This window comes from Aquibacillus saliphilus (assembly GCF_020404745.1).
Classification (GTDB): domain Bacteria; phylum Bacillota; class Bacilli; order Bacillales; family Amphibacillaceae; genus Aquibacillus; species Aquibacillus saliphilus.
This window is the reverse complement of sequence record NZ_JAIZAP010000030.1, coordinates 1-12,273: the sequence shown is the minus strand read 5'-3', so window position 1 is coordinate 12,273 and position 12,273 is coordinate 1. Positions and strand designations below refer to the sequence as shown.

Here is a 12,273-nt window from a genome sequence, read left to right as displayed (position 1 = left end):
TAGGAAGGGCGAGAATAGTATGAAACGGTTATTATATGTTTTTATCACATTTATTATTATCTTTAGCATATACGGCATTAGGGAGTGGCAATCTTCAAGCGAAGTGCATGATAAAGGAAATTGGATAGGCACTTGGACTGCAAGTATGCAATCCCCTTTTGAAGACGGAGTTTCTCATAAAGGTTTTGAAAATCAAACCATTCGATTAATTATCCATCCTCAAATAGCCGGCAAAAAAATGCGCATTCGTTTAGCCAATACATTTGGTTCGGCCCCTTTATCTATCAAACAGGTACATGTAGCAGTTTCAAAAAATGGATCTGAGATTATTCCCGAAACAGACCAACAGGTTACATTTGGCGGGGAACAGGAGGTAACAATCGCTCCTGGGAAAAAAGAATTTAGTGATCCGATCTCTTTTGAGGTTAACAGTCAAGAGGAGCTTGCGGTAAGTCTTTATGTTGACGATGATACGGGACCGACAACATGGCATCCACATTCTATGCAAAATACTTATATTTCATCAGGAAACCGTGTTTCGGACACCAATGATTCAACCTTTAAAAAAGAAGAAGCATGGTTTTGGTTGGACGGGGTGGACGTAATACCAAACCCTTCTGTCAAAGGAGCCATTGTTGTATTGGGAAGTTCTATTGCGAACGGAAATCATTCGACATTAAATGCCAATCATCGATGGCCTGATTTTTTAGCGAAACGATTTCAGGACACATCGGATATTAATATGTCTGTGTTGAACGCAGGAATCTCTGCCAATCAAATAATCAACAGTGAACCTAAAAAAGGTGAAAATGCATTTTCGAGGCTGAATCGAGATGTTTTCAGACAAACAGGTGTCAAAGCAGTAATCTTACACCAAGGATTAAATGATATTAGACATCATCCAGATTATAATCCAGAAAAAATCATTGAGAGAATGAGTGAAATCATCAACGCTACTCATGATCAAGGACTTAAAATTTACGGTGGGACTTTAACTCCTTTTAAAGGTTCAGGAATGTACACATCGAAAGGTGAAAAAACACGTCAGGAGGTAAATGACTGGATTAGAAATAGTGGAGAGTTTGATGGAGTGATAGACTTTGATAAAACACTCAGGGATCCCGAAGATCCTGAGCGCTTTCTTCCGAAATATGATTCAGGAGATCATTTACATCCCAATGATGCCGGATATAAGATAATGGCTGAGACTGTTGATCTTTCTTACTTCAAATCATTCTGATGAGGAAGTATCTTAAAGAGAACGCTGTTAATGGAATTTGACTAAAATGGATTAGTGATAAACTCTTTTGGAAAAATGGAATCTGAGTAATATCAGGGACGAGAGGTACCCACCCAAACTAAGTTCCCTCTTGTCCCATTAGAATTACTTACCTTTAATATTGCTCATGATAAAGCCGCTTTTTGGTAATGTCGGCATTTCATCTAAGCTGTAGTTCAAATCCTGATTCGGAATCTCAAAATCAATTTTATTTACTAGAAAATCTAGGCTTTTTTTCATTACTTCTACAGTAATACCTTCACCGGGACAACGATGTCCTTTAGCGGGATCGCCTCCGCCTTGGGGAATAAAATCAAATAAGCTGCCTTGCCATTCTTTAAATCGATCTGGCCGGAATTGGTTTGGATTGTCCCAAAGACGAGCGTCATGATTTGTACCATACATATCGAGCAATACTAGCATGCCTTCTTTAAACTTGCAGTCTTTCCATATGAAGCCATTACGCACTCTTGCGCCGAGAAAGGGGCCAAATGGATAGTAACGCCTTACTTCTTGGGCAAATCTTTGATAATCTTCACTAGTTCCGTATCGAAGCTTGTCTTTATTCTCTGGATGTTCTAGTAAGGCTAAAGCTGAGTAAGTGATGAATGTTGCGATTGCTACAATCGGCCGAAGTACATTGATCAGTTCTACTGCTGCCATTTTGGTATTCAACTGACTGCCGTCAATTTTTTTATAGAAAGCCATTTCATATAACGCGGAACCTTCACTCGCAACGAGTTTGCCATCTCTGACATCCTGTATTACTCCTTTTATCCAAGCTTCCGTTCTGGTTCTTGCTCTTCTGCCTTTCCAGTGCTCTGGTCCAACTTTACCAAATGCATAGACCATTGCGATGAAGTCGTCTGCCCGTTCTTTTATTTCCGATTCTTTTAATGGAACCCCGGCCCATCTGCAAGCAACTTTACACAGAATATCTTTTGCTTCTTCAAATAATACCACCATATCTGCACGTTGCCATTCTGTTATAGAAGCAGTCCAATGCTCCATTACCATCGACGCTAATCGCTCTTGTTGTGGTGGAGTCATCAATGAAATGAAAAGAAGCTTACGGTGAATGTGTGCATCATCATCCATTGATTGAATCGCATTTTCACCAAATAAAGTCTTTTGTACTCGTTTAGGTGCAGCGCCTTTTCGTTGAAATTTCTTATCATCATAAAAAATTTCCGCTGCCTGAGCACCGCTCATACAAATTACCCGTTGCCCCATTAAACGGGCTTCAAATATATCTGAATGATAGCGTTCAACCCTATTACTGATAAATAAGTATCCTTCTTGCATCAGTGTCAGACTATTGTCTAGTTTTTTATCGTGAGGAATATGTTCATTAAGTGCCATTGTTTCATCTTCTCCTTCTTCTAGTTAATTAGCTGATATATTTTAAGGTTTAAAATGCAATTATTTAAGAGATGGCTTATAATGATTTGTCTAAGAGATATTATGCACAGATTGTCTCTTGTTATAAATGCGAATAAGAAAGCTTATTTATCAAGCGAATTACTAAATGAATAGTGTTTTTAAGAGAAATAGTCGAAGGAAAGAGGTTTATCCTAATGGCGAAAAGTGTTCAACAACCCAAAATCCCATCTGATTTACCAGTGAAGAGGTTTGAAGTAGAAGATGAGCCTATTTTTGACAGATGTATAATAAGTGACTGTTCCATAACTGAAGAAGAGATTGATCGTGTCACTTTTGACCAAGTTGTTTTTAAGAACGTCACTTTTGAGAATGTCATATTTAGAAAGATAGAATTAACTGATGTTATTTTTGAGGACTGTGATTTGTCCAACGCGGATTTTAGTGGGGGTATAATACATAGAGTAGAATTCAAAGGATCAAAAATGCTCGGTATTAATCTATCTGAAACGACACTAGGAAATGTCCTATTTGATAAATGTCATGGTAATTTGTCTTCGTTTGGCTTTTCAAAGTTAAAACAGGTCAAATTTGAAAATTGTTCCTTAAACAATGGTGATTTCTATGAGTGTGCGTTTCAAAAAGTGGAGTTTAAAGATAGTGAAATAAATGGGGCTAATTTTTCTAATGCGCCATTAAAAGGTATGGACTTGAGTAGTTGTCGATTTGACGAACTGATGGTAACTTTTGCCGAATTAGAGGGATGTGAAGTCTCACCCGACCAGGCAATAGGCTTTGCTAGATTACTTGGTTTGGTTATTAAGGAGTAACGAGCCACTACTTAGGGGTTTAGTGCATTAGAAAAACTCACATTCGGCCCCTAATAGATTCTTGTCGAATGTAGAGTTTTTCTTAAAGAATTAGTATGCATGCTACTTATTATTAATGTCTTCTGTTTAACCAAAGAACCCCAGTCTTAGCTAAGCGTGGCAACAATCCAGTAACTGATTGTTTATACATATTGCCAAAGCCATCGGATTTACCTAATGAGCCAAGTTGTCCTTTTAATTTAATCGGGCCGGGCTTTTGGAGTACTCGGTTATATAATACAGCAACTAATACGTCTCCGACTTGTTCACCTTGTTTCCCAGCTAATTGCGCATTGGGCGAGTAATTTGATGAGGCGCAATCCCCGACTACATAAACATTGGTATGTGATGGGACTTGCAGGTAATCATTTAGGATGACTTTACCTTGGGGATCTTTTTTAAATGGAAGATCCTCGATTAAATGATTTGGACGTACCCCAGCTGTCCATATCGTTACATCATTAACATAACAAATGCCATTATTACATACGCCATCTTTCTCTACATATTCAACATTGGCATTGTGAATTACTTCAACATCATTTTTTTCAAACCATTCTTCTACATATTCTTGGACTTTTGGTTCAAAAGCACTTAGTACCGATGAGCCGCGATCTAATAAGCGAATATTAAGATCTGGTCTACTTTCTCTTATCTCAGAAGCGACCTCAATCCCACTCAATCCAGCTCCAACAACGGATATTTTTCCGTACGCGCTTGCCTCTCCAACTGCTAAGCCTGCATGTCTAGCCTTAGAGATTGTTTGAACACTATTTGTGAACTCGACTGCTCCTGAAACGCCGTGATAGTTATCCTCGCAACCTAAACCAATAACTAAGTAATCATAAGGAATGGATTCACTTCTGTCTAGAAAGATAATTTGTTGATTTATTGTATCGATCTGTTCAATTTCACCATAAACCCTTTCTATTTGATCATGTATTGGAAATTCAACCCGTACGTCCTTATCAGCTGATGTACCGGCAGCAATCGTATAAAATTCCGTTTTTAGGGAGTGATACGGGTTTCTGTCAATTAGAGTAACTTGGATGCTACCTGATATCCCAGTTTCCATTAACGTTTGCAGTACTTTCATACCACCGTATCCACCACCTAAAATGACCAATCTTTTCATAGATAACACCAATCCTTTTAAATATAGTTTAAAAACAAATAATAGCAAGTTCTTCCACGTTATCTTCCACCTTAAAGATTAACAAAAATACTGTAGAAAAACTAGATAATTTCAGATAAGCTGGTCCATTAATTTTGAGGGATATATTTATTGATGAATTTATTTCATTTAGTAAAGGTAAATTATTGATTGAAAGCCGATTTGTTAGGATAATTCGGATAATTAAACTAAATTTTCAAAAAATATTATTTCTCTCCAATAGCTTCTTGACATTAGTCTTATGCATAAGAAAGCGAATTCATAAAAAGACCCTCTAAATTACCTTGTTAGATTTTCTCACAAGTTAATTGTTTGAAAATTTGGACGATGGTAGATTATTACTTAACAAGTGATGTTAACTCACATTACACAAAAGGGGAGATAATCAATGGAATTAGTTTTAATGGATAATCTTTGGGTAATCATTGGTACTTTTTTGGTTTTACTTATGCTAGGAGGATTTATTTTACTTGAAGCAGGCTCGACTAGAATGAAGAACGCTGGTCACATTGCTGGTAAAACAATCTTCACAGCAGGAATTGGTTCTTTAGTTTTCTGGGCTGTAGGGTATGGATTTATTTATGGTGACGGTAACTGGTTTATTGGTTTAGGGAATTTCTTTTATGGAGATGCATCATTTAGTGGTGAAGGATTATCTCCTGCAGTAGATTTTATGTTTCAAATGATGTTTGCTTTGGTAGCTTTAACCATTGCGTTTGGTGGGTTTGCTGAACGTGCGAAATTATCAGCTTATGTTATATTCGCTGTATTGTTTTCAGCACTAATTTATCCAGTTGTTGCACACTGGATCTGGGGTGGCGGCTGGTTAGCTGATCATGGTAAGCAAGACTTTGCTGGTTCAACTGTTGTACACTTAACAGGCGCGATGGCTGCACTTGCTGCAACTATTGTCCTTAAGCCACGGATTGGAAAATATAATAAAGATGGTTCTTCAAATGATATTGCAGGACACAACCAAGTATTTACTGCTTTAGGTGTATTGCTTCTATGGGTTGGTTGGTTTGGATTTAACGGTGCTAGTACATTCGGTGTTGCTGATGCATTCTTTGGTTTTGCTATCCTTAATACACAGTTAGCTGCTGCAGCTGGTGCAGTTGCTGCGATGCTTGTTGCATGGGCTTTAACAGGAAAAGCGGATGTTCCTACAACATTAAATGGTGCACTAGCTGGTCTAGTAGCAATAACAGCTCCTGCTGGTTTCGTTAATCCATGGGCTGCAGTTGTAATCGGGATGATTGGTGGAGTGATTGTAGTATATAGTATGAAGATGTTTGATAAGGCAAAAATTGATGACCCGATTTTCGCGCTATCTGTTCACGGTACAGTTGGGGTTTGGGGTACACTTGCTAACGGACTATTTGCAGTGCCTGCTTTCTCTACTGATATCGGCTGGGGGCAAGCTGGTTTATTCTACGGCGGTGGATTTACGCAGCTAGGTGTTCAAGCGATGGGTGTTGTAACTAGTGGCTTATATGCATTCATTGTAGCTTTCATTATTTTAAAGGTTATGGATAAAGTAATGGGTGGTATTCGTGTTACTGAAGAAGAAGAAATTATCGGTCTTGACATGAGTGAACACGGCGGATACGGTTATCCGGAAAATATTCCTCACCCAAATGATAAACAAGGTGCATAATAAGATAACTGTTGATTGCAATAAGGGGATTGATGACGCTTTGAATAGTTATGCAGAAATATTCAGATGGCGAAAACAACAAATAATCGAAGTTTCAATGAATCATCAACAGTTAAATGAACTTCATGATGAAATTATTGAAAAGACGGTAGAACTGGCTATGGAGAAGGTGCAAAGTGAGTTAGGGAGTCCTCCTGCTCCCTTTGCTTTCTTTTTAATGGGTAGTGCAGGTAGGTTTGAACAATCCGTTTGGAGCGATCAAGATCACGGCATCATTTTTGATGGCAGTAACAGTTGCCAGTTCTATTTTTTAACGTTAGGGACTGAAATAACGAATGGTTTAGCAGAAGTCGGTTATGAGCGGTGTGATGGACTTGTGATGTCATCAAATCCAAATTGGTGTCAGTCAATAGCTGGATGGAAGACCCAACTAGTAGACTGGTTAAATGAAGCGAGCTGGAAGTCTCTCCGTCATTTTTCTACCTTTTTTGATTCTAGGGTATTGGTTGGTGAGGTGAGTTTTTTAACAGAATTGAAAACAGAGGTGTTTCAGGTTTTACGACAACAACCAAGTTTATATCTCCGTTTAGTAGAAAATGTAGATTTCATAAAAAAGGGGATAGGCGTTTTTGGTCAGTTACTGCCTGAACTACATGGTGAAAATACCGGAACGATACAACTTAAGCAAACAGCTTTCTTTCCCTATGTTAATGCCTTGAGGTTATTAGCTTTAAAGGATGAAATGTTCGAGCCTTCAACAATATCTAGGTTTAAAGAGTTGTCGTTTGATGCATACCCATCTATAAAGAGTTACCAGGATAATTTTATAGAGTTGCTTGATTTTCGACTTTATTTTAAAAAAGAAGCAAAGAATTATCAAGAAGTACACCTTATTCACCTTGACTCATTAACAAAAGAGGATAAACAAAAGCTCAAGCAGTTGATGAAAAAAGGATATAAACTTTTTTCGGAAACAAAAACAATAATGGAAAAAGAGTGTTCAACATGGTCATGAATGAAATGTTTCAATTCGTAAAGCAAATATCAGGAAAGTTAAATTCCAATGTCTATACAGGAACGGATCCAGGCAAGGTAGCTTATCTAAGAAACCTGCAACGTGAATTGAAAAAGCAAGATGTTCTGGGAATTCCTTTTGAAGAACTGAAAATAACTGTGTTTGATATTGAAACGACGGGGTTCTATCCGTATAATGGCGACCGGATGTTATCGATTGGTGCAGTTAAGATGCAGGGAGATAAGGTTCTTGAAAATGAGGTTTTCTACAGTCCTATTTACTGCGAAACCCCTCCGTCAAAAGAAATAGAAAGCTTAACTGGTATTACGAAGGAACAGTTGATGGACGCACCACCAATTTATACTGTGTTAAAGGACTTTTACCAGTTTGTAAAAAGTGATACGTTGGTGGCCCATCATTCAAGTCATGAGAAACAATTTATGAAGCATGCGACATGGACGACACTTAAGACGGGTTTTCAACATCGCATTATTGATACTTCTTTTTTAACTAGAATAATAGAACCGGAATCAAACCTAGTTACCCTGGATGAATGTTGCGCTCATTATGGTATTACTAATGACCGCAGACACCATGCCTTATATGATGCAATTGCAACAGCGGATTTATGGGCAGAAAGTGTGCACCGGATAAAGCAAATGGGTTTTAGCAATTTGAAAGATGTCTATGCAGAGATAGCTAATCTGAAATAGTTTATTGCAGCACATACAGAGGGGGGAAGGGGGATTTGAGAAAAGATATTCCTGACGATATAGCGACTTTCCCAATAAGTGTAGTAAAGGAATTAACAAACTTATCAGGTAGACAAATCAGATATTACGAGGAACAGGGACTTATTAAACCCGCAAGAAATGAAGGGAATCGAAGGGTTTTTTCAATCAATGATATAAATCGATTAAGAGAGATAAAAACGTTGATCGATAAGGGGATCAATATTGCGGGGATAAAGGCAATGTTATCATGACTTAATTTCTAATTTAATCCATTTCATAATACCTATCTACCGCCATCAGGTGCCAGGATATGACTTGATATTGTAATTAGGAAATTGACTCAATCAAATAGAAATGTGCAGCATTCAATAAGGGAATGAATGCTGCACATTTCTTAAAGTTAAATCTTAATATAATTTGCCCTGACGATACAAAATAGTTGATAGCTTCATAACGGAATGGTTGTAACAGTTTTGTCTAAGAGAGAATAGATCGCTGAAAAACTTTGGTAAAACTGTTTCGAATGTGGTCGACATTTTATCATAAAGTAGATCAAAAACCTCTTCTTCTTTGTAAAATTGAGTTTCTCTTCCTTGCATCCACTCCAGGTAAGATACAATTACCCCACCAGCATTAGCAAGAATATCAGGGATAATAAGTACACCATTATCAGTTAGATATTTATCAGCCTCTTGAGTGATGGGCGCATTTGCACCCTCGACAATAATAGTTGATTTTATATTTTTTTGATTTTTAGTGTGAATTTGGTCTTCAAGAGCAGCTAAAAACAGTACGTCAACATCTAGCTCTAGTAAATCGTCACGATCTTGGACGGTTGCTTTTATGTCATGCTTACTTAATTCTGTTTGATCTGTAGGTAAGTCTCCTTCATGTTCATTGGTATAATGAATTAAAGCTGGTATATCCAATCCGTCATCGTTGTAAAGTGTGATATTCCGGTCACTGACAGCTACGATTTTATTTTGTAGGTAAGCACATCGATACGCTTCTAATGCAGCTACAGAACCTACATTACCGAAACCTTGGACTGCAATTGTAAGTGCGCGATTTCTATGACTGAGGGCCGTCTGGACAAACGGATTATCACTGTTTTTGTCCAATAAACTTTTATTATTTTCTACAAAGTCATATAGCAAGTATTTATAGGAATAATAAACTCCTTTTCCTGTTGCTTCTCTCCGACCTAAGGATCCTCCGTTCATGATGCTTTTTCCGGTGAAACTTCCTCGGTATGTTTCGCCGGGATGTATAGATTTAAACTCTGCCATCATCCAATCCATTTCCCGTTCGCCTGTACCAATATCTGGTGCAGGAATATCTTTTTCAGTTCCTAGTGAATCACTGAAGTAGTGGACATATTTTTTACAGATCAAATTTAATTCTTTTTCACTAAATTCTCTTGGATTGATGACGACGCCACCTTTACCTCCACCAAAGGGAACATCATGAAGAGCATTTTTTAAAGTCATCAGTTTAGCAAGATTAACTACTTCATCTTCATTGACTGACTCATGAAAACGAATGCCGCCTTTGTACGGTCCAAGTGTATTATTGTGTTGGACTCTAAAAGCTGGAATTCGAATTACTCTGCCATTCTCTAATGAAATACGTAAGAAGGATTTGTTGACGTGGTTAGGAGTAGAAAGGATAGAAACTAATGATTGGTATGCCCTCTGTCTTGTCGAACCATTTAGCTTTGGTAAGAATATGTTCTCATCTAGTAATGCGCTCAAAGATTTCTGAATTACCGATTCCATTTTACTTGTCATGAATTATTTCCTCCGATTAACATTTACTATGAAAAATTATTTATATGGTATATTCACCCATCATAAGTAGGTATACCTAAATCGTGAGTAGATTAAACCTTTTAAATATGTTGTACTCCGGAACGAAGCGGGTGTAAGGCTTCTTGGTATTTAAAAAATAAATAAAAAACAGCTAGAAAGGTTTTTCTAGCTGTTTTGATTCTTAGTATTAGTTTTTAGAAAGGCTGCTTTTTACACAAAAGATAGAAAATGCGACGTAACTTTAGCGACTTCCTTATAAGATGAGTGCTAAATCAGCGCTGCGGAAATACACTTCGCTTTCCGCGGGTGGCTGGTGAGCCTCCTCACGCTGCGCACTGCGGGGTCTCATCTATGCCTTTCCTCCCGCAGGAGTCTTCGTGTATTTCCTCCGCTTAGAATAGCTTTCTATTCAAGTGGGAAGAACTCCGAAAAACGTTGAATTGACGGTAAATAGGTACTCGCTAATCAGAACACCACTACTCAGCGAAAGCAGAATACGAAGACTCCTATGGGAACAGCGAAAGGTTTTCGATGGGACGAGTAATCGCAGTCCCACGAGTCCGAAGACCCCGGAAGAATCGTTCTTTGATTCTGAGGAGGCTGAGGCTGTGCCCATGGAAAGCGAAGTATTCTGCTGAAGCGATCGTATAGCACTCGATTCAATTAGACTAGAAGAATTAAATCTTAACCAAAGTTACGTCGTAGTCTATAGAGGTTGTATAGATTTAAAAGCAACAACGGTTACGTAATTGACAAGTTTGATAAATTACCGTCTATCTCCTCCGAGTAAATCAAACAATCCTCCAACAGCACTTCCTTCTCCTTTATCTTTTCCGCCACCACGTGGAGCAGCTGCAAAGACACGACTTGCTAAGCGACTAAATGGAAGTGATTGAATCCAAACAGTTCCAGGGCCTTTTAATGTAGCAAAGAAAAGTCCTTCTCCGCCAAACATGGCTGTTTTAATACCGCCAACAAAATCAACGTTATAGTCAATGTTGCCAGTCATTGCGACAAGGCATCCGGTATCAACACGTAATGTTTCACCAGGTTCAAGCACTCTTTTGTGCATTGTTCCACCGGCATGAATGAATGCCATGCCATCACCTTCAAGTTTTTGCATGATGAACCCTTCTCCACCAAAGAAACCAGCACCAACTTTCTTCTGGAACTCAATGCCGATAGCAACGCCTTTAGCAGCAGCAAGGAAAGCATCTTTTTGACAGACTAATTTTCCGTCAAGTTCACTTAAATCCATAGGTATTATTTTACCTGGATATGGTGAAGCGAATGAAACATGTTTTTTACCTTGTCCCTCGTTCGTGAATGTAGTCATGAACAGACTTTCGCCAGTAATTACACGTTTACCTGCGCCAAGTAACTTCCCCATAAGTCCGCCTTTTTCTTCTGAACCATCACCAAAAACTGTCTCCATTTGGATGTTTTCATCCATCATCATTAAACCGCCGGCCTCTGCAATTACCGTTTCATTTGGATCTAGCTCAACCTCAACAAACTGCATGTCGTCACCGTATAACTTGTAATCAATTTCGTGGTTATTCATTTCTTTCTCCCCTTCCATAATTATAATTATTCCAATCTTTAATAGAAAAAGAACCGGAATATTTTTTGCACAACATTTAATTATGTAAAAGCAATATATGTAGTACTTTTATTAAATCACTTCTTCATCAAAATGAACACTATACTTAAGTATAATATTATTTAATTAAGATAATTTCACTTGATAAAAATTAAAATGTAGAAGGCGTTGTTTAGCAAGAAAAGCTCCTAAATTCGATAGCATTTTAATCATTTATTTTTGGAGTATATGACAAAAATAAGAAGTATGTAAAAGAATTTAAAAGAATTTCAAAATATATATTTACTTTTTCGTTATATTTGGTATTATATAGAAGAATTCATTAATAAATGAAGGATTTTAGGTGGAAAGGGGATGCTTGTATGTTAACATCTCTTATAATGTTGTCAGCAACTGTATTCTTCACTTTCTTAACTTTATCTGTGGTTGAGAAATTTAGAACACGTAAGAAGAAAAAGACAATCTTTGATATGAACCAACCACAACCTACAGTTATCGGATTAGATCACTAGGTTGAGAATTAAATCTAATATTATTCCTGATTGGTATCGTAAATCAGGACTTTAACGCCTTCAGGATAGGATATTACCTCGAGAGGCGTTTTTATTTTTGTCTAGGAAATTACACTAGTGTTGCATTAAAAATATTTATTAAAGTCAAGAGTTTATTATATTCAATTTAAATATTATTTCAATATTCAGTTTTTATCTTTTGAGAGAAAAATAGAAAAAAGAACAATGGGGTCTAAGAA

Annotated in this window: 11 protein-coding genes; 7 read left to right on the top strand and 4 right to left on the bottom strand. The window is 37.5% G+C overall.

Annotated elements, in window-relative coordinates; genetic code table 11:
* Nucleotides 1-19 precede the first annotated feature (19 nt).
* Nucleotides 20-1,240 carry an SGNH/GDSL hydrolase family protein gene (locus tag LD272_RS20920; RefSeq protein ID WP_226038547.1) on the top strand — a complete coding sequence of 407 codons (1,221 nt, stop codon included), beginning with the start codon at nt 20-22 and terminating at the stop codon, nt 1,238-1,240.
* 144 nt (nt 1,241-1,384) lie between these two features.
* Here the strand turns inward: LD272_RS20920 and cypC are convergent, their stop codons facing one another.
* Nucleotides 1,385-2,641, bottom strand: a complete 1,257-nt coding sequence (gene cypC / locus LD272_RS20915) for a CYP152 family fatty-acid peroxygenase CypC (protein ID WP_226038546.1) — start codon at nt 2,639-2,641, stop codon at nt 1,385-1,387.
* A gap of 215 nt (nt 2,642-2,856) precedes the next feature.
* On the opposite strand from cypC, the gene LD272_RS20910 reads away from it, so the two are divergent.
* Nucleotides 2,857-3,489 carry a pentapeptide repeat-containing protein gene (locus LD272_RS20910; RefSeq protein ID WP_226038545.1) on the top strand — a complete coding sequence of 211 codons (633 nt, stop codon included), beginning with the start codon at nt 2,857-2,859 and terminating at the stop codon, nt 3,487-3,489.
* A gap of 112 nt (nt 3,490-3,601) precedes the next feature.
* On the opposite strand, the gene LD272_RS20905 is transcribed toward LD272_RS20910, so the two are convergent.
* Nucleotides 3,602-4,663: an NAD(P)/FAD-dependent oxidoreductase gene (locus LD272_RS20905; protein ID WP_226038544.1), complete on the bottom strand. Its 1,062-nt coding sequence runs from the start codon at nt 4,661-4,663 to the stop codon at nt 3,602-3,604.
* 427 nt (nt 4,664-5,090) lie between these two features.
* Between LD272_RS20905 and LD272_RS20900 the strand changes: the two genes are divergently transcribed.
* From LD272_RS20900 to LD272_RS20885, 4 genes are read left to right on the top strand one after another with little or no spacing between them, the layout of a single operon-like run.
* Nucleotides 5,091-6,359, top strand: a complete 1,269-nt coding sequence (locus tag LD272_RS20900) for an ammonium transporter (RefSeq protein WP_226038543.1) — start codon at nt 5,091-5,093, stop codon at nt 6,357-6,359.
* A gap of 40 nt (nt 6,360-6,399) precedes the next feature.
* Entirely contained in the window at nt 6,400-7,374 is a 975-nt protein-coding gene (locus LD272_RS20895) for a DUF294 nucleotidyltransferase-like domain-containing protein (RefSeq protein ID WP_226038542.1), read from the top strand.
* The gene (locus tag LD272_RS20890) at nt 7,365-8,087 is read left to right on the top strand and encodes an exonuclease domain-containing protein (protein ID WP_226038541.1); all 723 of its coding nucleotides are present in this window, start codon (nt 7,365-7,367) and stop codon (nt 8,085-8,087) included. The genes LD272_RS20895 and LD272_RS20890 overlap by 10 nt, the downstream gene beginning before the upstream one ends.
* A gap of 35 nt (nt 8,088-8,122) precedes the next feature.
* Complete coding sequence (locus tag LD272_RS20885; protein WP_439647414.1) at nt 8,123-8,359, top strand: MerR family transcriptional regulator; 237 nt, start codon at nt 8,123-8,125, stop codon at nt 8,357-8,359.
* Between the two features lie 156 nt (nt 8,360-8,515).
* On the opposite strand, the gene LD272_RS20880 is transcribed toward LD272_RS20885, so the two are convergent.
* Together LD272_RS20880 and LD272_RS20875 are read right to left on the bottom strand one after the other, a co-directional pair.
* Complete coding sequence (locus tag LD272_RS20880; RefSeq protein ID WP_226038540.1) at nt 8,516-9,898, bottom strand: Glu/Leu/Phe/Val family dehydrogenase; 1,383 nt, start codon at nt 9,896-9,898, stop codon at nt 8,516-8,518.
* Nucleotides 9,899-10,685: 787 nt separating this feature from the next.
* Nucleotides 10,686-11,483 carry a TIGR00266 family protein gene (locus LD272_RS20875; protein ID WP_226038539.1) on the bottom strand — a complete coding sequence of 266 codons (798 nt, stop codon included), beginning with the start codon at nt 11,481-11,483 and terminating at the stop codon, nt 10,686-10,688.
* 401 nt (nt 11,484-11,884) lie between these two features.
* On the opposite strand from LD272_RS20875, the gene LD272_RS20870 reads away from it, so the two are divergent.
* The gene (locus LD272_RS20870) at nt 11,885-12,034 is read left to right on the top strand and encodes a hypothetical protein (RefSeq protein WP_226038538.1); all 150 of its coding nucleotides are present in this window, start codon (nt 11,885-11,887) and stop codon (nt 12,032-12,034) included.
* The last annotated feature ends 239 nt before the right edge of the window (nt 12,035-12,273 follow it).